Genomic DNA, 21,510 nt, shown 5'->3' with positions numbered 1-21,510 from the left:
TGGCCTTCGGGTGTACGGCGCAGCCTGTGCCCTGGGGGCGTGGGCATAAACAAATAACCCCCGCCTAACACCCGCCATCCGAGGCCAGCCACCACGACATTCACCGCCGACTCCGCTAAACGGCAGGCTCATCTACTCCCAAAATAGTGCGAATGGATGGTGCCTAAAATCCAACCCGCCAAACCAACCACCGGGTTTCCGGCGTACATACCCCTAGTCTTCTACAGGAGACAGTTGTTTTCATAGCTAGGAAAGCCTTCCGCCCTTGGCGGGAGGTTTTTTATTCATGGCTGATTATCAGTGTATAAATTTCCCTTGTTCGGTATAGCTATCAAATAAAAAGCCCCGCCTGATTCCAGGCGGGGCTTTTTGTTGGGTTGATTTCCGCTTAGCGGCTTACTCTACCACAAGCCGCTTCACGACGAGGCCGCTGGCCGTGCGGGCCTGCACCGAGTACACGCCCGTGGTGAGACCGCCGAGGGGCAGCTCCAGGCTTTCGGCGGTGCCAGCAGCCAGGGTGCGGGTCAGCACCGTGCGGCCTAAGTTATCAACCACCGATACCGCCGTAGCTTGCTGGCCGCGCAGGGCCACCGGCAGCAACAGCGTGGCCGAGCCGTGGGCCGGGTTGGGGTACACGCTGGCTAGCTTCGCCAGCGCGGCCGGCGCCGTGGCCAGCACGCGGGCCTGGGTGCTGAACACCACGGCGTAGCGGCCCCCGGCCGGCGCGTTGGGCGCCAGCGTCAGGCTGGCGGTGGGCGCGGTGGCCAAGTCGAGGTAGGTGCCGGTCAGGGCATCGCGCAAGTAGGCGTGGTAGCCGGCGGGCAGGTTGTCAAGGGCGTCTACGGCCAGGGTGTAGGTGCCGGCCGTGGCCGTGGCTAGCTGCAGGGGCAGCACCACATCGGCGCCGGTCAGGGCCGGCTGGCCGCTGATGGAAAGCAGTTCCCCGGCCGGGGTTTCGGTGGCCAGCAGCAGGCCATTGGTGGCCGGCAGGTAGTGGGCGTCGAAGCGGGCATCGAAGGCGGCGGTGGCACCGGCTTCGAAGTACACCACGGTTTGGGTGCGCAGGGCAGCCGTACCCAGCGACAACGTCAGGCGCGGGCGGGTGTCGGCGGTGGTGCGCTGGAAGAGCGTATTGTCGTAGGTGGTGAGGCGGCTGCTATTGGTGAAGGTGACAGCGCCGGTTTGTCCGGCGGCCACCCGCACAAAGAAGCCCTGGGCCACCGGCAGCAGGTTGGTGCCGGTGTTGGTGCTCTGGCCGTTCACGTAGCTGGTGTAGGAGCCCGTGTACTGGCCGCTGCTCTTGAACACGTACAAGGCAGCCTCCATCCCCGTTGAGTTGCTGCGCACCACGTCGTAGTTGACGGCCGACGGGTAAGGATTGCCCAAGAGCTGCCAGCCGGCCGTGGCCTGCGCGCCTCGTGCCAACCCGGTGCGCGGGTAAGAGCCCGTGTTGAGCGTGCCCGTGAAATCGACCAGCGCCGACCCGCTAATATTCACCGTGTAGCCGGTAGCTACCGCAAGGGCGTCGCTGGTGGTGCTGGGCGACTGGAAGCCCTTGTCAAACTCCGGCGAGGTGTTGCTGAGGCTGAGGCGCGCTTGGTCGTAGCTGAAGATGTTGGGGAAGGGCGTCACCAGCGGCGGGGTGGCGCTGGTGTTGTAGGCCGGGTTCACCACCGGCGCATAGCCCGTGGTAGCGAAGTCGGCCACCGTGTTGCCGCTCACCGGCGAGCTGTAGTGGCGATAGCCCGGGCCCGCGTTCAGGTTGGGGGTGATGTAGCGCTGCACCGTGGCCGTGCCGTTCACCACGCCGCCGGTATTGTCTACCAGCGCGGTGCCGGTGGCCGACGACAGCAGTGTCAGCGCCTGGCTGTTGGTGGCCAGGTTGCCCGTTTGCAGGCGCAGCACCTGGGTCACGCTCAGCGCCTGGCTCAGCGTGAGGCCGGCCGGGTTGGCCACCACCAGATTGAGCACGCGGCTGGGCAAGCCCGAACCCGTTACCTGGGCAGTGCCGGGGTTGTTATAGGCGTAGCTGGCATCGGGGCTGAACGAGCGGCTGCCGCTCACCTGGATGGCGCCCGTAGCCCCCGAAGCGGAGATACCGGCCGGGTCGCAAATCACCAGGTTGGCGCCGGCTTGCAGCACGAAGCTGCCGGTGCCCGTCACCAACTGGCAGTTCTGCACCAAGCCGCCGCCGGTCTGCACCGTCAGGGTGCCCGTCACGGTGAGCGTGCCCGTTAGGTTGGCAATGCCGGTACTCGTAATGTCCACATTGCGGTAAGTGCCCTGCACGCTTTGCGTCGAGTTCACTAGCAGGTCCTGCGAAGTGCCTTGGCCGCTGAAGTTAACGACGTAAGGGTTGTTCGCCTGGCTATTATTGGCAATGCTCACCGAACCCGTGTTGGGGCCCACGGCTGTGGGCGAGAACGTGACGCTGAACGTAGCCGAGCCACCCGGGGCGATGCTGGCCACGGTCGGGGCCGTGCCACTCAGGGCATACGGGCCGCTGAACGTGAAGGCGCCCAGCGTCAGCGCATCCGTGGTGCTGGCGTTGCTGATGGTGAACGTGACCGGGGCCGACGTGCTGCCCACTTGCGTGCTGGGAAAGCCAGAGAACGTGCCGCCATTGGTAATTCCCGTGCCGCCCTGGCTCACAGCAATCAGCGGGTTGGGGGTAGCGGCCTGGCCGTTGCCGGTCAGGTTCACGGTATAGGTAGCACCGTTCGTGGCGTTGGAGCTGATAACCAGCGTGCCGGGGCGCGTGCCCGTAGCCGTAGGGGTAAACGTCACGTTCACCGTGGCCGTGCCGCCGGCCGGCACCGTGGTCGGGGCCGTGCCGCTCACGGCGTAGTTGCCGGTCGTGGTAATGCTGCTGATGGTAAGCGGGTCGGTGCCGCCGTTGGCGAGGGTGAAGGCCACAGCCGGGCTGGTCGTGTTCACCGTCTGGTTACCAAAGTTGTACGCCGCGCCGCTGCTGGGGTAGCTGGTGCCGCTCTGGCTCACGGCCAGGGTAGCAGCCGGTACGCTCGTGGTGAAGGTGAAGGTGGCCGGGCTGGAAGTGGCGCCGCCCGCGCAGTTGCTCACGACGCTCACCGTGTAGGCCGTGCTAGGCGTCAGGCCACTGAAGCTCACCGAGGTAGCCCCGGCCGGCAGCGTTTGGGTGGTAGTAGCCGGCGAAGTCGTCACGGTATACCCCGTGGCTGTGCCGCTGCCCGCAAATGTCACCGTGGCCGAATTGCTGGTCACGTTGCTCGAAGCCAAGCCCGAAGGCGCGTTGCAGGGCGCCGGGTTCACGGTGAACGTGGCCGTGTTCGAGGTGCCGCCGCCTGGGGCGGCCGTGGTGACTGTCACCGGGTAAGAACCCGCGGTAGCCTGGTCGGCGGCGCTCAAGCCGATGGTCAGCTGCGTGGCCGATACAAACGTGGTGGCGCGCGTGGTGCCATTGAAGCTCACCGTCGAGCCGCTCACGAAGCCCGTGCCGTTCACCGTCAGGGTTTGGGCGGCGGCACCCGCCGTCGCCGAGGCCGGCGCGAGGCTGGTAATCACCGGCGTGGGGTTGTTGACGGTAAAAGTTACGGCATTGGAAGTGCCGCCGCCCGGGGTGGGGCTGGTCACGGTCACGTTATACGTGCCCGCCGTGGCAATGGCGTTGGCCGGCACCGCCGCCGTCAGCTGCGTGGCCGACACGTAAGTAGTCGTCAGCGTGGTGCCGTTGAAGCTCACCGTCGAGCCGCTCACGAAACCCGTGCCGTTCACCGTGAGCGTGAAGGCGGCCCCGCCAGCCGTGGCCGAGTTGGGCGAAAGGCTGGTAATGGCCGGCACCGGGTTGCTGGGAGTGGCAGTGGTGGTAAAGGTCACCGTGGCGGGGCTGGTGCCGGCGCCGCAGTTGCTGGTGATGGTGACGGTGTAGGCCGTGCTCGGTGCCAGCCCGGTGAGGCTGGCCGAGGTGGCGCCGGCCGCCAGCGGGGCCTGCGTGGTGGCCGGGCTCGTGGCCACGGTGTAGCTGAGGGCCGTGAGGCTGCCGGTGAAGGTGACGGTCGCCGAATTGTCGGTAATGCTGCTGACGGCCAGGTTCGTGGGCGCGGCACAGGTTGGCGGTGTAATCGGAACGGCAATGTCGTAGAAGTTGAAAGGCGTTGCCGGGTTAGCAGCCCCAACCTGAACTTTGCCCGACGTCTGCCCATTCGCTAAGTTGATGCTGTACAGGTTGCTGTTGGAGTAGCCGGCATTGGGTCCGCTTGAATTCGGAAAAGCGGCTTCAATCAGATAAGCCTTGTTGGTGCTGGTGGCCGCGTCGAAATAAACGTCAATGTCAAGCCCCAGTGAAAGGCCAAAGTTGACAAAGCTCGCCGGGTTGGTGATGGGCGCCACGGTCTGCAACGTGCCCGAGGTGGCGGGCTGCGTTTGCTGCGTCACCAGAATAGCCCCGTTCAGCTCATCAATATCGTAGAGGGCCGTGCTGGTCGCCCCCAGGAAGGAGTTGGTGTAAGCCGCCGTGCCAACGCCCGGCGTCAGCGCACTGTTGGCGTCGCCGGAAGCATAAGCCAATTGGCTGTCGGTGTTGATGAGCGCACCCGTATTGGGGTCGAGGCGGTAATTGTTCCCGTTGGTAGCCACCACCCGGATGTTGTCATCAACGGGATTGAAGTCGAAGCCAATCCGCGTCACCACCGACCCCAATGCCAGGGTAAAGGCACTGGAGCCCGCCACGGGCGTCGCTATCCCCGTGGTGGGGTCCAGGGTGTATAGTTGGGCCTGGCTTGAAGACGAAATGTAGCTTAGCGCATAGAGTACGCCCGTTTTCGGCCGGTAGTCCATGCCCACCAGCGTCCGTCCGCTCAATATGAGGGCATTGCCACTGGCATCTTTCACCAGTACTGGCAGGCTAATGAGGCCTGAAGTGGGGCTAAGCGGCGAAATGCCCTGCGCCCCGGCCGGAGTAGCCGGATAGCCAAAAACGTTTGGGAATCCCAGCGCCTGGGTGAGGGTGCCCAGGCCATAGATAAGGTTCTGTGCCTGAGTGGCCGAGGTGCTCAGCATCAGGGCACTAGCAACAAGAAGCAGGAGCCGGCGCCACGCCGGCAGCTGAAGTAAGTTTGTGTTCATAGGGAAAGGTGGGAATTAGAATTACAGGATGAAATCGTTTAGGTACGCTGTTCCCATGTCGCAAATGCCCTGTAGACTACGGGCTGGCGGACATTGGTAAATATAGGTTCCAATGTTGGTTTATTTCTGGAGTACCAGCGGCCTTACTGCACCACCAGGCGCCGGGCTACCAGGCCCACGGCCGTGTGCGCCACCACCGCATAAATGCCCGGCGCAAGCCCCATCAGGGGCAGCTCCAACGTTTCGGCGGCGCCGGCGGCCAAGGTGCGGGTCAGCACCGTGCGTCCCAGGTTGTCGACCACCGCCACCGGGGTAGCCAGCGTGCCGCGCAGGGCCCGGGGCAACAGCAGCGTAGCCACGCCGTGGGCGGGGTTGGGGTACACGGTGGCCAGCTGCGCCAGGGCGGCCGGGGCCGTGGCCAGCAGGCCCTGGCCGCTCAGGTTGAGCACGTAGGGATTGTCGGCCTGGCTGTTGTTGGCAATGCGGAGCGAGCCCGTGTTGGCGCCCGTGGCCGAAGGCGTGAAAGTGACGGCAAAAGTGGCCGTGCCGCCCGGCACCACACTCACAGGTGCCACGCCACTCAGCGTAAACGGCCCGCTGAACGTGAAGGTCCCCAGCGTCAGAAAATCGGTGGCGCTGGTGTTGCTGATGCTGAACGTGACCGGCGCCGACGTAGCGCCCTGGCCCGTCGGGGCAAAGCCGGAGAATGCGCCCCCGTTAGGAATTACGGTGCTGCCCTGCCGCACCACCGGCAGCGGGTTGGCCGCAGTAGTGCTGAAGGTGAGAGTGCCCGAGCCGGACGTATTGCCGGTGCTACAGTTGCTCACGATGCTGACTGTGTAGCTCGTGCCCGGCAGCAGGCCACTCAAGCTGGCTGTGGTGGCCGTGCCCGCCAGGGTCTGGGTAGTCGTGGCCGGCACCGTGGTCAGCGTGTAGCTGCTGGCCGTGTTGGTACCCGTGAAGCGGACGGTAGCCGCGGTGCTGCTCACGTTGCTCACCACCAGGCCGGCGGGGGCGCCGCAGGCCGGGGGCACCGAGCCTACCGTGAAAACCGCCGGCGCCGAGGGCGTACCCTGCGTGTTCGGACTGTCGGGGTTGGTGACGGTGACGGGGAAGGTGCCGATTACGGCTAAGTCGGCCGCGGTCAGCGTGGCCGTTAGCTGCGAGGCCGAGGTATAGGTCGTGGTGCGCACATTGCCGTTGTACTGCACCTGGGAGCCGGGCACAAAGCCCGCACCGTTCACGGTCAGTGTCAGGCCATTGGTGCCCACCTGGGCGTAGTTGGGGGCCAGGCTGCTGATGGTTGGCGTGGGGGCAATCGCAATATCCAGGACATTGAAAGGGAAGGCGTACAGGGCCGGCACCAAGTTCCGCTTGTTGGTGGCATCGCCGGGGTTGCTGGTCAGGTTCAGGTCATAGAGGTTGCTGCTCGAATAACCATAACTCGGGCGAGTTGGGTCGGTGCCGGGCGGGGTGAGCTCCAGCAGGAGGCCCACGTTCGTGGTGCCATTATAGAAAATGTCGGGGTTGATAGATGCATCGGGCAAAATGCCGTAGCCTTCCAGTTTTACCTGCCCCAGCGTATTGAGGGTGCCCGAGTTCGGTGGAATTTGCGCCGAGAAAATACCGAAGGGCGCGCTCGGGTCGGGCCGCACATCAATGTCGTAGAGCGTGGTGCTGGTGCTGCCCGGGTAGGCGTTAGAATAGGCAATGCCGCCCACGCGCGGGTTCACAGCCGCGTTGGGGTCCGATGCGCCATACGCCAGCGGCCCATCGGGGGCCACCACCAGGCCGGTGCTGGGGCTGAGGCGGTAGTTCTGGTCGTTGGTGCTCACCACCCGGGCCAGGTCGGCCACGGGGTTGAAGTCGAACCCAATGCGTTCGGTGGCCCCGCCCAGGGCCAACGTAATGGGCGCCGCGCTCACGGGCGTGGCCGCACCCGTGGCCACATTCAGGGTATAAAGCTGGGCGTTGGCGGTGCTGGCGCCGGTGTCGTAGCCCAGTGCGTAAAGCTGGCCGGTGCTGGCGCGGTAGTCGATGGCCACCAGCCGCTGGCCGGCCGTGAGGCCCGACACAAGGATGACCTGGAAACGGGGCCGGCCCGAAGCCACATCGAAGCCCGCCAGCCCCTGCGAGCCGGCCGGCGCGCCGGGCGCATACAAGGGGTCGCCGGGTTGCAGCGTGCGCGTGAGGGTGCCCAACCCGTAAACCACTACCTGGGCTCGCCCTGGCACAAAAAACAGGGCGGCCAGCACTACGGTAACCAGAAGCCGGGTCCAGCCCCGGCCAGCCGCCAAGCGAGAAAGTAGGCGTGCGTACATAGTTGATTAAGGATTAAATCAAATGAAAACAGGACGGAGCCCAGACGGCTTTCCAAAGAGAATTACTAACTTAACCGAATACGGAAATACACCCAATTTAGGCTGGCACGGCGGATTAATTGGCTGTCTCCATAAGGCAGTAAACGGAAGTCAGCAGCGCTACTTTATGGCGCTGCCCAAGCATAAGTGCGCTATTCCACCACCCGCACCGCATCACCCACCCGAATAACGCCGCCCTGGGCAATGTGGGCCGTGAGGCCGCCGTGGCCGCGCATGGCGTTGTAGCCGCCGGGCCCCAGTTCTTCCTCCATGCGCGAGCAGGGGTGGCACTCGCCGGTGATGTCGAGAATGACCTCGTCGCCGATTTGAATCCGGCGGTTTTTCAGGGCCAGCAGGTTGAGTCCGCTCACCACTAGGTTGCGGCGCAGGCGGGCCGGGTCTACCGCTTCGGGCAGGCCCAGGTAGCCGGCCACGGCCGCCAGGTGCTCGTGCTGAATGAGGGTGACCTGGCGCTTGCCGCCGGCCTTTGGCCGGGCGTGGTCGCCGAGCAGGTGCGAGTCGGTTTTCAGCACCGCTTCCGGCACCGCCACCAGCGGTTCGCGCCGCACGGGGCGCTGGCCAATCCACTCCAGGCGGCCGGTTTGGGGCAGGGTGGCCAGCAGGCGGGCCACGGTCGATTTATCGTCGCCGAAGAAGGGAAATGGCATGCGCCCGGTACGGCGCGGGCGGGGGAGGGTTACAATTCGTCGGGCGTGCCAAAACCTTCCCGAATTTCGGTGTGCCGAATGAGGCCGCCCAAGCTGCCGGCCCGCGCCAGCAACCCGAAGCTGAGCCCCGCCGCCGCCAGCGCGGCCCAGGCCAGCAGGCGGGCTCTGGGCGAGGCATTTTTCAGCAGCAGCAGGCCGAATAGCGCCAGCGACGCCGCGCCCTCCAGCACCCAGAAACCCAGCTCGGCCGCCGCTGCGTGCGTCTGGATGAGGGCCCGGCTCACGCGGGGTAAATCCTGGACGATGGCCGCCGCGCCTTCGCCCGTGAGCTGCGCGGGCAGGCACAACAGGCCCGCCGCCAGCACCGCCACCAGCCCCGCCCGCGTCAGGGAAGCGTTGCGCTGCAACAGGCCAGCGCCCAGCAGCACGGCGGCAAACAGGCTGCCCACTATTGGCAAGTGGTTGACAAGGAGGTGAAGGTGAGCCTGATTCATGAAGCAAGGAATGCGTGAGCGGCCCCGCCGGCTGGCGGGGCCTGGCAAAGCTACAGCCGTGCCTGCCGCGCCGCCTCCAACGCAACCATAGGGCCCGCCGCGCGACTCTTATTAATTGAACTGCCACGGTCGCGAAATCGTTATTCTAACAGCCCCCGATAGGCAGTGCGAACCGGCGTTTGGCCGGGCGTTCTGCAATGAAAAACCGGCCCTTCCCGTTGTAACAAAAACAAGGCGCGTGGGCTGCTGCGGGCCGCTGTTTGAGCTCGCAGTGGCACATTTCTGGCATCACACTTGCCTAAGGTTTAGCTACTAGTCATTCACTTTTTCGATTGCCTGCTATGACTTTCTTCCCACGTCTTTTCAGCCGGCTGGCCGCTCCGCTGCTGGCGCTCCCCTTGGCGCTGATGGCGCCGGCCGCGCAGGCCCAAACCGCCCCGGCGCCCACCGATGTTATCCGCGAAATCACGGATGCCGTCGGCCTCAAAGCCCGCTTCGAGCTGCGCTCCACGCGGGAGGTCGACAACGCCGCCGCCGTGGTGTACGACGGCAAGCGCTACCTGCTTTACAACCCCGATTTTCTGAACGAAATCAACCGCGCCGGCCACACCGACTGGGCCGGTATCAGCATCCTGGCCCACGAAATGGGCCACCACCTCAACGGCCACACCCTGCGCGGCGGCGGCTCGCAGCCGGCCGACGAGTTGGAGGCCGACGAGTTTTCGGGCTTCGTGCTGCGCAAGCTGGGCGCCAGCCTGGCCCAGGCGCAGGCTGCCATGGCCACCGTGCCCGACGATGGCGGCTCGGCCACGCACCCCGGCCGGGCGCCGCGCCTGGTGGCCATCGGCCAGGGCTGGCAGCGCGCCAACGGCCAGATTGTGGCCAGTGCCCAGGCCAAAGCACCCTCGGCCGCGCCGGCCGTGGTAGCGGCCAGCCAGCCGCAACCAACGGCCCGGCCCAGCTACGACAGCAACGCGGTGCGCCTGTTTCCCACCGTGCAAACCGATAGCAACGACTCGCGCGAAATGGTAGCCGTCAACCAAATCAGCGGCGACGCCGTGCGCCTCGTGGCCCAACTCACGTTCCGCAACGACCCCAGCCGCCGGTATTACCTCACCAATGGCCTGAAAGTGGTGCGCGTGGACGATGAAGACAACGCCGAAGTGGTAGGCCGCGTCAGCCGCACCACCAGCGAGACTTTTCCCTATGTGCTGACGGATACCCAGCAGCGCCGCCTGTTCATCACCGCCCGCGGCGATGTGTATGACAAAGCCGGCCAGCGCGTAGCCAAAATGCACGACAACATCTAAGATATCTTGAGTCGTTATTGAAAAGCCGGCCCGCCGAACAGCGAGCCGGCATTTTTTTGTGCTCATCAGGTTTGGTTGCGACGTGCGGTTGTTCCTTCGTGGCTGGTTTCCGACCTCACCTCACTATTCTCTTTTTATTATGGCTCCGCTGCCTTTTCTGCTGGTCGATGCGTTCACCACCGAGCCGCTACGCGGCAATCCCTGCGCCGTGGTGCTCGATGCCGACGACTTCGACCCCGCCCTGCGCCAGCGCTTGGCGCGCGAGTTCAACCAGTCAGAAACGGCTTTTGTGAACCGGGCCGCGCCCGGCAGCACGGAATTTACGGTGCGCTTTTTCACCCCGGTCGAGGAAATTCCGCTGGCCGGCCACCCCACCATTGCCACCGTCACGGCGCTGCTGCACGCGGGCCGGGTGACGCTGCCGGCTTCCGGCGCGGCCCTCACGCTCACGCTGCACCTGCTGCACGGCCCCATTCGCGTGGATGTGCTGCCCGGTGCGGCCGGCGCGCCCGCCATGGTTTGGATGACGCAGCGGCCGCCCGAGTTTGGGGCCACGCACGCGCCGGAAACCGTGCTGCCGCTTTTCGGCCTCACGCCCGACGACCTGTTACCCGGCGCGCCCATTCAAACGGTGAGCACCGGCACCCCGCAGTTGATGGTCCTGCTGCGCGACCACGCTGCCCTGCGCCGTGCCCAAGTAGCCGATGCCGCCGGCCTGGGCCGCTACCGCGCCGGCAGCGACTTCTTCAGTCCGCACCTGTTTTGCTTGGGCGGTGCCACGCCGGCCGGCCACACCTTCGCCCGCCACTTCGGCACCCCGCCCGACGTGGCGGAAGACCCCGTGACCGGCTCGGCCACCGGCGGCATGGCGGCGTATCTGTGGCACCACGGCTACCTCAGCTCGCCGGAATTCGTGGCCGAGCAGGGCCACGACATGGGCCGCGCCGGCACCGTGCAGGTGCGCATCAGTGGCCCGCGCGAGGCCATCGAAATCGTGCAGATTGGCGGCACCGGCGTGGTGGTGCTGGAAGGCGGGCTGCGGGCAGATTTGTAGGCGGTAGAGGCAACTCAGTTGATGGTTGGGATGTTGAATAGATTGAAAAGCACGTCATGCTGAGCGCAGCCGAAGCATCTCTACCGCAGTTGTAAGCAAGTACATTGGATTGCGTTGCGCGGTAGAGATGCTTCGGCTGCGCTCAGCATGACGTGCCACTAAATTCAGCCTTCCACTCCCAACCCTCCGCCCGTGCCCGAATTACCCGAAGTCGAAACCTACCGCCGATTCATTGACGAGCTGGCCGTGGGCCAAACCATCGCCGCCGTGCAGGTGAACGATGCTCATGTGCTGGCCACGCCCGAAGCCGAGTTGCGCGCCGGCCTCCTGGGCCGCACCATCACGGGCACGAGCCGGCTGGGTAAAAACTGCTTTCTGGAACTCGACAATGGCAAAGTCCTGGTACTGCACTTCGGCATGACCGGCGACGTGGGTGCCTACCGCGACGAGCCCGACGCCCCGCGCTTCACCCGCGTGGCCCTGCACCTGGCCGATTCCGGCCTGCGCCTGGCCTTCATCGACCCGCGCAAGTTCGGCCGCATTCGCCTGGCCGATAGTGCCGCCGCGCATCAGAAGGCCAAGAAAATCGGCCCCGACGCGCTGGCCATCACCGCCGCCGAGCTGCACCAGAAACTAAGCCGCCGCAAAACGCTGCTCAAGCCACTGCTCCTCGACCAGGGCATCACCGCCGGCCTCGGCAACTGGATTGTGGACGAGGTGCTGTTTCAGGCCAAAATCCATCCCGAGCGGCTGGGCTCCTCGCTCAGCGAGAAGGAAACCAAAGCCCTGCACGATGCAGTGCAATTGGTGCTGAATACGGCAATCAACCAGGAAGCCAACTATCGGCATTTTCCGGCCAGTTTCCTCATCCATGCTCGTGAGTGGGATACCTCGGCTACGCCTGCCAGCGACGACGCCCACACTTTCTGCCCGCGGCACCCGAAGGTGAAAATCGACAAATACTATGTGGGCGGCCGGGCTACTTATGTGTGCCCCAAGTGCCAGCCCGCACCAGCCTCAATGCATGTTGCCGAGGCTGCCCGCGACAATAAAAATGCCTGAGCAAGCCCCAAACCCAACGATGAGTACCAGCAGCATACTCGCAAAATAGGGGGCCGCGCCCACATCCTCGGGGCCCCGGCCCAGGTGCGTGAAAGCCACAATCAGGTTGTAAAATGCCTGGCCCAGGTAAAAGGCGCCAAACAGAAAAATGGCGCCTTCGCTGACGAATTTTTCGGCCAGCCCCAGCACGACGGCCGCGGCCAATACAACCAATAGGTTGTTGCGAACGATGCTGCCGAAGGTGGCGGGCTTTTTCATGAAATTAACGTCAGCAATTAAAAATAACCGTTTTTGCTTCCTCTCATGGTTGGGCCCAGCTGCACAAGCCGAACCCGACCAGCAGCACCATTAGTATACTCAAGCCGAAAGACCTTTTCAACGCTGCGGGCTCCAGAAAAGCCGCCCCGCAAGCATTGAAAACCAGCAGCACGAAAATGCCAAATGCCATCGGCAGAGAGAAATCAAGCAGTTCGTAATTGCCGGCCGACTGCGCGCGGCAATAGGCCGTTAAACCCAAAAGCAGAAAGAAATTAATTCCGGCAATCAACCCGAGTGGCGGCTTCATACCACAAACCGCTCGGCCCGCAATTCCGCCAGCCGCGCCAGCTTTTCCGGGTCGCGATAAAAGATATTCATTGTTTCAAACGGAATGATTTTCGAGTCCTTGCTCACGATGTGCACGCAGGATTTTTTCACGGCCCGCACGTCGAAATTATGCGCGTCCATGAACTGCAGAATGATGATGCGGAACAGGTTTTCGTAGCCCAGATTGGGCGCTGAAACCTGCGGCAGGCAGCACAATAATTGGTTGATTTCGGGCACTACCGTATCCACCGTATTGGCCGTGCTGAAGAGCTTGAGCATGTGCTGGCGCAGGCGCGGGTCGCGCTCATACACAATGGTATTGCCGCCGCTCTGGAGCAGTTCGGCGGGGTCGACGTAGCGGGTGAGGGGGAAAACTTCGCCGTCGAGTTTTAGCGCATAAGCCATGGCCAGCGCGTCGGGGTTGCAGGGCACAGGCAGCAGGTCGTCGGCCGTGAAAACCGGGCTTTGGGCTATAATGCCCTGGCGCACTTCGGTGAGCGAAAACGAGTCGGTTTCGGGGTTGAAATTATCGAGCCGCCCGGCCGCCTGTGTGGGTTGAAACGTGACGCCGCGAATACATTTCTGCTTCAGCGCGTAGTCGATAATGTCGCCCATTTCGTCATCATTGAGGCCCTTTTGCAGCGTCACCACCAGTGTGGTGCTGAGGTTGTATTTATTGAGGTGTTCGACGGCCTTCTGGCGCACCTCGCGCAGGTCGCGGCCGCGCATGGTCAGCAGCACGTTTTCACGGAAGGAATCGAACTGCAGGTACACCTCGAACGCGCCCGCGTAGGTGGCCAGCCGCGCCACGAAAGCTTCGTCCTTAGCCAGGCGCACGCCGTTGGTATTCACCATCAGGTGCTTGATAGGCTTGCGTTTGCACATGTCCAGGATTTCCCAGAACTGCGGGTGCAGCGTGGGCTCGCCGCCGGATATCTGCACCACGTCGGGCTCGCCTTCGTTGGCCACCACCAGGTCCACCATGGCTTCCACTTCTTCCAGGGTGCGGTGCCGGCCGTGGGTGGGGCTGCTTTCGGCGTAGCAGGTGGGGCAGGTGAGGTTGCAACGGTCGGTTATCTCGATGACGGTGAGGCAGCTGTGCTGCTCGTGGTCGGTGCAGAGGCCGCAGTCGTAGGGGCAGCCAAAATGCGTGGCCATGTTGAAGCGGCGCGGCGTTTCGCTGGGCTTCACGTAGTTGCGGATGCTCTTGTAGTACTCGATGTCGGTGGCAATGCGCACCTTCTGCCGCCCGTGCTCAGGGCAACGCTTGAGCATGAACACATTGCCGTCCTCGAAGACGATTTTGGCTTCAATGCGGCGCAGGCACTGCGGGCACAGGCTCAAGGTAAAGTCGTAGTAGGTATAAGGCCGTTCGGGCATGGCGCAGAAGGAAAGGAAGAAAACCGATGGCGGAAGATATAAGCAAAACTTTCATTCCGCCTATCATCCTGAGTGCTGCGAAGGACTCTCTCATGTCGACACAATTGGTGCTGATGGGAGAAGGCCCGTCGCTGCGCTCATGATGACAGCCGAGATTTATTTTCCCACCTCCCGCAAGGCCTGTCTCACTTCGTATTCCGTGATTTGCTCCGGGTAGTTGGCGTAGAAAATATTGTCTTCATTCAACCGGTAGCCGCCAATCAGGGCGCGTTGCGCGGCTTCCAGATGCTGTTGGGCCAGCGCCGCTTGGCCCTGCGCCCGGTAGTTGAGGGCGAGGTAATAATTGGCCTCCGGGTGCTGCGGATAGGCTTTGAGGCATTGCTGCAGGTACATCTCAGCCTGCGCATACTGCTTCAGCCGGGCCGCCGCCAGGCCCGCATACCACAGCGTGTTGAAATGCACGGCGCCCTGTCCATCGGCGCCGCGCTGCAAGGCCATGTCGGTGGCAAACGCCTTTTCGGCCAACTTGTAATGGCCCAGTTCCAACTCGCAGGCACCCTCAAAAAACGCGTAGGTGTGGTCCATCTCGCGGCCGTTGGGCTTGAGCCGTGCCACGCGTTGGAAATCAGCAATGGCCCCGCTGTAATCCTTCGTGAAAATGCATTTCAGAAAGCCCCGGTAGGCCAGCCAGCGGTTTTCATCGAGCGCCACGGCCTTGTCTATCAGTGGCATGGATTTGGCGTAGTCACCGTATTTAATCAGGGGCATGGCCTTTTGCTGGTAGGCGTAGGCAATGTTGGGACAGGCCGCAATCAGGCTGTCGCAGTACTGCCCCCAGCGCGGGTCGAGGTAGCTGATGCGGTGCGCGCCCCGGTCCAGGTAGCGGGCCACGAGCGTGTCTTGGTAGGCTTTGCTTCTGCAGTCGCCGGCTGTGGGTAGGCGCGCCGTGGGCTGGGCATAGCCGCCGGCCGGGGCTAGCAGGCTAAGGAATAACGGCCACCACTTTTCCATTGGTCAGCTTAAAGGTTAAATAGGTGAAGTAGCTGAAGGCTTGGCCCCGGTACGTGGCCGCCCGCCAGTCTTTCAGCGTTTTCAAAAAAGCATACAGCTCGCTCACCAGCTCCGGGCGGAAGTGCGTGGGCACGTAGTTGGCATCGGTTTGCAGCACCTGCGTCATCGGTTGCCTAAACCCCGCACAATCAATCATAAACCGAAACGTGACGTAGCCGCTGCCGCTGAATTTGCGGCTTCCACGCTGCAAAAAGGCCGATGCCTCTCGAACCAGCGTAGCCGAGCTGCGCGGGTATTTCCCATCTACGTTGAAATAATATGCAGTTGGTGCCTTAACGCAAGCAGGGTTGCGGACGGTGGTGGTGTCGAGGTATTCGCCGCCGTGGAATGGGAGGTATTGGGCGTGGGCGGTGAGGCTGGCGGCAAGTAGAAGCAAGCAGAGCGGGAGCAGGTGTTTCATGCAAAAAATGCGGATGTCTGATACGGCATACACCACAGGCCCTGGTTCGGCGCAACGCTGCAGCAGGGTAAGAGGCAATTCAGACAGTCAGGTGGCTGTCTAGAAAACTTTTTTCTATTGCGGTAAGCTGGTTTACCAGTAAGTATACCGTTCCGGTCGCTTTGATTTCAAGCATGTAATAACTTGGCCGACGCAAGATGCTGCTAAAGGCGGCGAACTGCACACTCGATTCCACCCCGGCAAGTTGCCAGTTCACGCCTTGGTCATTCACCACTACCTCAAAAGTGACGGTTTGAAAAGCCGCCGGCCGCAAAGCAATAATGAGAAAAGGCTTTAGCGTAAAATAGAGACCGTATAAAAAGCAAAATCCCCCGTACGCAATGGCCCATTTATCTGCCTTTTGATAGAACTGGACACCGCTTCCGGTTACCAACGGCCCGCCTATGAGCCGCACGCCATTGCGGGCCACCGAATGCCCGAGATAATATTCTCGCAAAAACAGCTTGATTTTATCTGACTTCTTAATAATTTGTTGGGACACAGTAGCTGATTTTGTGAAAGATAATTGGGCATAAACCATGCGTAGAATTCATTAAAATGAAATACCAATTACCGAGGTAATTCAACTCGGTAATTGGTATTTCATTTTAATGAGTTTTTTTTCCTGCAGCCACATCCAAACATAATACCCCAGCCCCGCCACGCACGCCCATTGTATTGCCGTGAGCCCCAACCCCGGCAGGGCCGCCGTAGGCTTGATAAATTCCACCAGCAGCCGAAACAGCAGATAGCCGCTCAGAAACAGCTGAAACCGCCGACCATCGGCCAAGGGGCCGCGCCACCGCTCCAGCCCCCACAGCAGCAGCCCCAGCGCCCCCAGAAACAGGATTTCATACAGGTTGGTGGGGTGGCGGCGCACGCCGTCGCCGAAATTGATGGCCCAGGGTAGGGTGGTAGCCGTGCCGTAGGTGCCATCCTCCAGCCCACTGAAGAAGCAGCCAAGGCGGCCGATGGCGAGGCCCAGGATGATGGGAAACACCATGAGGTCGCCGCTGCTGGCCGTCACGCCGAGGCGCTTTTTGGTGAGTTCCACGCCGATGAGCCCGCCCAGGAAGCCGCCCACGATGGTTTTGTTGGTGAAGTAGTAAAGCCAGCCGCCGGGTGGGTGCGCCAGTAGCTCGGGGTGTTCCAACAGGCCCAGCAGGCGCGAGCCAAGCAGGGCCCCGGCGGCGGCGCCCACAAAAATCCATTGCCGGTGGGCGTCGCTAATTTGGTCGGCGTGGCCGGCACGCAGACGCTGGTAGAGGCGGTAGCCCAGGGAGTAGGCCAGCACCTCGCACAGCAGATGCACGGGCAGACGCGCGGGACCGATGGCTAGCTCGACAGGGAAATGCATGGCGCAAGATGCAACGCGACATGCATTGGCGACGTGCCGGGGTTTATTGCATTATTCGCACGAGAAAAAAAGGAGCTTTTTTTGCACTTCGGAAACAATTAATAATTGCGACGGACGTTTCAATCAATTTTTTTCAAATTTTTTTGAAGACAACATCGATAATTCAGATTTGAGAATATGTCAGGTGAAGAACTGGTTGATAGTTAAGTTGATAATTATAAATGAATGACTTCGGGATGAGAGAATAAGTTGCGGGATTTGGACGAGTGAATTGCCTATTTGGTCGATTGCTTTAGCGGCAGCGGCAATATTTCTGCCGCGGGGCGGGTTAGTACACCAGAAGCGACATGCTGCAGATGGGCGCTTCTGGTTGCCCGGATTATTCTTTTTATTCTCTAATCCCATTCCTATGTTCCGCAACGTTCTTGTGCTTGTTGGCCTGCTGAGCTTATTGACCACCGCCAATGTTCCCGCTGCTTCTGCCAGCGTTTCCCGCAATCCCAATCGTAAAATAATGCCCGGCAATCACCGCCCGATTTACCGGCGCTACGGGCACCACGGCCTGTTCCACAACGGCTTCCTGGGCATTCACAGCAAGCGCCAAACCAAGATTTCGGGTGCTAAAGTGGGCGGTAGCAGCAAGCGCCGCGGCACGCTGTAAAACCTCAAAGGCCCCGATTTAGACAATCGGGGCCTTTGGGCTTTATCTTACTTAACACGCGCGCTACACCTCGTTGTTCTTCGCCGCCGCTTTGCGGTTGAGGGCGGTGAGCGGCGAGCGGGTGAGGTCCGATTCGCTTTCAAAGCCGGTGCGGCGCACGTTGGCGGCCGGGCTTTCGCCGGTGGCAGGCAGGGCGCGGTTCATCCAGCTCAGGATGTCGGTGGTGGTGCCGGGCAGCAAGCCATGGAAGGCGGCCAGGAACTTGGCCGGCAGCGAGAGAATGATTTCGCCGTCGCCGCGGCGGCAGGCGTTCCAGATTTGGCGGGCGGCCTGCTCGGCGCTGAGCGTGAAGCCGGGCAGCGAATCGGCGATGCTGAACCAGGCAAATTCCTTTTCGTGCTGGCCCTTCACCATGGCGTGGTCGGCGCTGCCGGTGCGCAGCAGGCCGGGGCACACCGTCGTCACGGACACGCCGTGCTGCCGCAACTCGGCTCGGAAGCCTTCGGAAAGGCCCACCAGCGCGAATTTGCTGGCGCTGTAGGGCGCCATGTGCGGCAGGGCCACTTTGCCGCCCAGTGAGGAGATGTTGACAATGCGGCCCACGCCCCGGCGGCGCATGCTGGGCAACACGGCCTGCATGGCGTGCAGCGGCGCCCAGAAATGCACGGCCATCGAGTCTTCAAAGTCGCGCACGTCCATGTTGTCGAGCGGGCCGGCCGTGATGATGCCGGCGTTGTTGATGAGCACATCGACCGGGCCGAGGCGGGTTTCGACTTCGGCCACCATGGTGCGCACTTCCACTTCGTTGGTGATGTCGCGGGCCAGAGTGAGGACGTCGGCTTCGGCAGCCCCGGCCATGAGCAAATCCTGGCGGGCGCGGGCCAGCTCGGCTTCGTCGCGGGCGCAGATGGCCACACGGGCGCCTTCGGCCACGGCCTGGCGGGCCAGCACCAGGCCCAGCCCGCGCGAGCCGCCGGTGATGAGCACCACGCGCCGGCTGAGGTCGTAGGAGCCGCGGCGGTTGCCCCAGAGAGTGGCGCCCAGGGCCGCCACGCCGAGCCCGGCGGCCAGCAGCCAGTTCTTCGAAGAAGTACGCTTGTTCTGTTTCATGGCGGTTGTATGCCAAACCGGGCCGAAAGGTTGCACAGACGCGGAACCGGAGCCCGATTTTCGGGCAGCTCTGGCACGAAACATGGTTGGCGAGGTGTTAAAGGCTGAAAGAGCGGGCTTTTTCGCCGATATTTACTCCGCCTTAGCGCCCCTTTTTCTGTGCCCGTGTTTCCACCCAAGTTTCCCATGAAAGTTATTTTGCTCTCGTCGCTGCTGGCCGTGGCCGCTGCGCCGGCCGTGCTGGCCCAGGCGCCGGCCCACTCCGTGGTGAAAGCCAAAACCAAAACCGCCGGCCAGCCCAGCCTTAAAACCAAAACGCGCACCCCCGCCCGCCCGGCCGAGGACGAAGCCCCCGCGCCCGTGGCCGACGCGGCCGTGGTCGACGCCAAAACCAATGCCCTCACGGCCAACATGCAGAAAAACCTGGGCCTCAACCCCCAGCAAACCGAAAAAGTCAGGGCCATCAACCGCCGCAGCATCGACGCCGTGGAATCGGCGCACCTGCGCTACAAGGCCGACCCGCGCAAGCTGGCCGGCGTGGTCGAAACGGTGAGCAGTTCCCGCCTCGCGGCTATCAAAGATGTGCTGACCCCGGCCCAGTTCGACAAATACCAGCGCAAGCGCGAGGAGAAAATGGGCGTGCCCAGCGTGCAGGGCGTGCAGGGCACCCCGCCCCCCGGCCTGGGCGGTGGCGGCGCCGGCGACCAGTAAGAGTACTGTGATGGAACGTCTGTCATCCTGAGCGCAGCGAAGGACCTTATCACGTTAGCGCCGATGGAAATACTACCATTGTTCTGACGTGATAAGGTCCTTCGCTGCGCTCAGGATGACAGGCATCTAAATAAGTCAACTTCCGCAAACAAAAAGCGCCGGCCGCCAAGCCCGGCGCTTTTTCATGCCCCACGCTTCCGGTTTCGGCCACCAAAGCGCCCGCAGGCGTATGCTAAGGCATGAATCAACCTTCTGCTCCCAGCCGTTTGGTGGCTTTATTATCCCGCGCCGGCCTCGATTGGTTTTTGCTGGCGCTTATTGGCGTGGTGGCGCTGGCCTACTTCCAGCCCGGCCTGGGCAGCAAGGCCAGCCCGGTGCCGTGGCACACCATTACCACGGTGGGCGTGGCACTGGTTTTCTTTTTCTATGGCCTGAAACTGAGCGTGGAAAAGATGCGCGCCGGCATGCGCAACTGGCGGCTGCACGTGCTGGTGCAGGTGGCCACGTTTGTGCTGTTTCCGGTGCTGGCGCTGCTGGTGCGCCCGTTTTTTAGCAGCGAAAGCGGGGTTTTGCTGTGGCAAAGCATCTTCTTTCTGTGCGCGCTGCCCAGCACCGTTTCCACGTCGGTGGTGATGGTGAGCATTGCGGGCGGCAACCTGCCGGCCGCCATTTTCAACGCTAGCCTTTCCAGCTTGCTGGGCATCTTGCTCACGCCGTTGCTCACAAGCTTGTTTTTGCATACCGGCACAGGGGGCGGGCAGCTGTGGGGACTGGCCATGCAGCTGCTGTGGCAGGTGGTGCTGCCGGTGGGGGCGGGGGTGCTGCTGCATTCCCGTTTCAATGCGTTTGTGGAGCAGCGCAAAGCCGGCCTGCGCGTGTTCGACCAGGTAACCATCCTGCTCATCGTTTTCACCGCTTTCTGCGATTCCTTCGCCGAAGGCATCTTCAGCCGCTTTGGCCTGGCCGATATTGTGAAGCTCAGCGCGGGCATGGTGGCGCTTTATATAGCGGCGTTCGGCATTATCTGGGGCCTGAGCCGGGCCTTGCACTTCCCGCGCGCCGACCAGATTGTGGCCGTATTCTGCGGGTCGAAGAAGTCATTGGTGCACGGCAGCGTGATGGCCAGTCTGCTCTTTCCCGCCAGCGCGGCTACCGGACTTATTCTCTTGCCACTGATGCTGTATCATGCCCTGCAAATCATTCTGGCCAGCAGCATGGCGCAGTACATGGGGCGGCAAACGGCAGCAAAGGAGGCAGCTGTTGCGGCCTGAAGCGGGTTGTCGACTGCAAAAAAGAACGTCCTGCTGAGCGCCGCCGAAGCATCTCTACTGCGCAAGTAATTATTTGCTATTGCGGTAGAGATGCTTCGGCGACGCTCAGCAGGACGCTTCCTCTGTTGAGAATAACCGAAACCTACGCCCCCAGCTTCTCCTTGAAAAAGGCCAGCGTCAGCGCCCAGGCTTCGGCGGCGGCTTGCGGATGGTAGCTCGGCCGCTCGTCGCAGTTGAAGCCGTGGTCGGCGTAGGAGATGACGGTGTTGATGTAGGGCTTGCCAACTGCTTCCACGGCGTCCGTAACTTCGGCAATGTGCTCTTTTTTGATGTGTGCATCGAGGCCGCCCCAGAAGAAGAGGTGCGGCGCGTGCAGGTCGGCAGCGCGGTCTTTGAGCAGATGGGTGCCGCCACCGTAGTAGGAGATGCCGGCCGCCAGCGGCAGCACCGCGTTGGCCAGAAACGACACGCGCCCGCCCAGGCAAAAGCCGATGCTGCCGATTTTATCGGCCATCACCAGCGGCTGGCTGGTGAGCCAGGCGTGGGCGGCCTGCAGGTCGGCGGTCAGGCCCTCCACCGTGATGGCCTGAAAGTGCGGCGCGGCCACGGTGTTGAAATCCGAATAGGCGATTTCCAGCCCCGGCGCGGCCGTGCGGTGGAACAGCTCGGGGGCGACGACGGCGTAGCCGGCGGCGGCCAGGCGGTCGGCCACGTTGCGGATGTGCTGGTTCACGCCAAAGGCTTCCTGCAACAGCAGGATGCCCGGCACCGGGCCCGTGTTGCTGGGGAAAGCCGAGTAGGCGTGCATCTCGGTGCCATCGGCCACGGGGATGATGACGTTGTTCTGGTCGCTCATTATAAAAAGGGAGTGGAT

General features: G+C 62.6%; 19 protein-coding genes. 6 read left to right on the top strand and 13 right to left on the bottom strand.

The window, feature by feature from the left end; all coding sequences use genetic code 11:
• Positions 1–396: 396 nt before the first annotated feature.
• From Q4S41_RS21670 to Q4S41_RS21655, 4 genes are all read right to left on the bottom strand, one after another.
• The gene (locus tag Q4S41_RS21670) at positions 397–5,103 is read right to left on the bottom strand and encodes a DUF4394 domain-containing protein (RefSeq protein ID WP_305033233.1); all 4,707 of its coding nucleotides are present in this window, start codon (positions 5,101–5,103) and stop codon (positions 397–399) included.
• A gap of 143 nt (positions 5,104–5,246) precedes the next feature.
• Positions 5,247–7,424: a DUF4394 domain-containing protein gene (locus tag Q4S41_RS21665; protein WP_305033232.1), complete on the bottom strand. Its 2,178-nt coding sequence runs from the start codon at positions 7,422–7,424 to the stop codon at positions 5,247–5,249.
• 191 nt (positions 7,425–7,615) lie between these two features.
• A complete protein-coding gene (locus Q4S41_RS21660) occupies positions 7,616–8,131 on the bottom strand; it encodes an MOSC domain-containing protein (RefSeq protein WP_305033231.1) in 516 nt (171 codons plus the stop codon).
• A 29-nt stretch (positions 8,132–8,160) separates the two neighbouring features.
• A complete protein-coding gene (locus Q4S41_RS21655) occupies positions 8,161–8,625 on the bottom strand; it encodes a hypothetical protein (protein ID WP_305033230.1) in 465 nt (154 codons plus the stop codon).
• Between the two features lie 341 nt (positions 8,626–8,966).
• On the opposite strand from Q4S41_RS21655, the gene Q4S41_RS21650 reads away from it, so the two are divergent.
• From Q4S41_RS21650 to mutM, 3 genes are all read left to right on the top strand, one after another.
• Positions 8,967–9,935 (top strand): membrane-binding protein, encoded by a 969-nt coding sequence (locus Q4S41_RS21650; RefSeq protein ID WP_305033229.1) that lies wholly within the window; start codon positions 8,967–8,969, stop codon positions 9,933–9,935.
• A gap of 139 nt (positions 9,936–10,074) precedes the next feature.
• Entirely contained in the window at positions 10,075–10,989 is a 915-nt protein-coding gene (locus Q4S41_RS21645; protein WP_305033228.1) for a PhzF family phenazine biosynthesis protein, read from the top strand.
• Between the two features lie 192 nt (positions 10,990–11,181).
• A complete protein-coding gene (mutM, locus tag Q4S41_RS21640) occupies positions 11,182–12,051 on the top strand; it encodes a DNA-formamidopyrimidine glycosylase (protein WP_305033227.1) in 870 nt (289 codons plus the stop codon).
• Here the strand turns inward: mutM and Q4S41_RS21635 are convergent.
• The 7 genes from Q4S41_RS21635 to Q4S41_RS21605 all read right to left on the bottom strand — a co-directional run bounded on the left by Q4S41_RS21635 (position 12,007) and on the right by Q4S41_RS21605 (position 16,883).
• On the bottom strand, positions 12,007–12,309 hold the full coding sequence (locus Q4S41_RS21635) for a hypothetical protein (RefSeq protein WP_305033226.1): 303 nt from the start codon (positions 12,307–12,309) through the stop codon (positions 12,007–12,009). The genes mutM and Q4S41_RS21635 overlap by 45 nt on opposite strands.
• A gap of 43 nt (positions 12,310–12,352) precedes the next feature.
• Complete coding sequence (locus Q4S41_RS21630; protein ID WP_305033225.1) at positions 12,353–12,616, bottom strand: hypothetical protein; 264 nt, start codon at positions 12,614–12,616, stop codon at positions 12,353–12,355.
• Positions 12,613–14,016 carry a radical SAM protein gene (locus Q4S41_RS21625; RefSeq protein ID WP_305033224.1) on the bottom strand — a complete coding sequence of 468 codons (1,404 nt, stop codon included), beginning with the start codon at positions 14,014–14,016 and terminating at the stop codon, positions 12,613–12,615. Before Q4S41_RS21625 ends, Q4S41_RS21630 begins: the two co-directional genes overlap by 4 nt.
• 156 nt (positions 14,017–14,172) lie before the next feature.
• Positions 14,173–15,027 carry a tetratricopeptide repeat protein gene (locus Q4S41_RS21620; protein WP_305033223.1) on the bottom strand — a complete coding sequence of 285 codons (855 nt, stop codon included), beginning with the start codon at positions 15,025–15,027 and terminating at the stop codon, positions 14,173–14,175.
• Positions 14,999–15,487, bottom strand: coding sequence for a hypothetical protein (locus tag Q4S41_RS21615; RefSeq protein ID WP_305033222.1), 489 nt, complete (start codon positions 15,485–15,487; stop codon positions 14,999–15,001). Before Q4S41_RS21615 ends, Q4S41_RS21620 begins: the two co-directional genes overlap by 29 nt.
• Positions 15,488–15,566: 79 nt before the next feature.
• The gene (locus Q4S41_RS21610; RefSeq protein WP_305033221.1) at positions 15,567–16,067 is read right to left on the bottom strand and encodes a hypothetical protein; all 501 of its coding nucleotides are present in this window, start codon (positions 16,065–16,067) and stop codon (positions 15,567–15,569) included.
• 42 nt (positions 16,068–16,109) lie between these two features.
• Positions 16,110–16,883, bottom strand: a complete 774-nt coding sequence (locus Q4S41_RS21605) for a prolipoprotein diacylglyceryl transferase (protein ID WP_305033220.1) — start codon at positions 16,881–16,883, stop codon at positions 16,110–16,112.
• A gap of 514 nt (positions 16,884–17,397) precedes the next feature.
• On the opposite strand from Q4S41_RS21605, the gene Q4S41_RS21600 reads away from it, so the two are divergent.
• Positions 17,398–17,544 (top strand): hypothetical protein, encoded by a 147-nt coding sequence (locus Q4S41_RS21600; protein WP_305033219.1) that lies wholly within the window; start codon positions 17,398–17,400, stop codon positions 17,542–17,544.
• Between the two features lie 63 nt (positions 17,545–17,607).
• On the opposite strand, the gene Q4S41_RS21595 is transcribed toward Q4S41_RS21600, so the two are convergent.
• Positions 17,608–18,654: an SDR family NAD(P)-dependent oxidoreductase gene (locus tag Q4S41_RS21595; RefSeq protein ID WP_305033218.1), complete on the bottom strand. Its 1,047-nt coding sequence runs from the start codon at positions 18,652–18,654 to the stop codon at positions 17,608–17,610.
• 186 nt (positions 18,655–18,840) lie between these two features.
• Here Q4S41_RS21595 and Q4S41_RS21590 point away from each other — a divergent pair, with 186 nt between their 5' ends.
• Positions 18,841–19,365, top strand: coding sequence for a hypothetical protein (locus Q4S41_RS21590; protein WP_305033217.1), 525 nt, complete (start codon positions 18,841–18,843; stop codon positions 19,363–19,365).
• Positions 19,366–19,634: 269 nt separating this feature from the next.
• The gene (locus tag Q4S41_RS21585; RefSeq protein ID WP_305033216.1) at positions 19,635–20,636 is read left to right on the top strand and encodes a bile acid:sodium symporter family protein; all 1,002 of its coding nucleotides are present in this window, start codon (positions 19,635–19,637) and stop codon (positions 20,634–20,636) included.
• A gap of 142 nt (positions 20,637–20,778) precedes the next feature.
• Here Q4S41_RS21585 and Q4S41_RS21580 read toward each other — a convergent pair whose 3' ends face one another.
• Positions 20,779–21,492, bottom strand: coding sequence for a dienelactone hydrolase family protein (locus Q4S41_RS21580; protein WP_305033215.1), 714 nt, complete (start codon positions 21,490–21,492; stop codon positions 20,779–20,781).
• Between the last annotated feature and the right edge of the window lie 18 nt (positions 21,493–21,510).

This window comes from Hymenobacter convexus, from assembly GCF_030580955.1.
GTDB lineage: Bacteria > Bacteroidota > Bacteroidia > Cytophagales > Hymenobacteraceae > Hymenobacter.
This window is presented reverse-complemented; position numbering and strand designations above follow the sequence as displayed.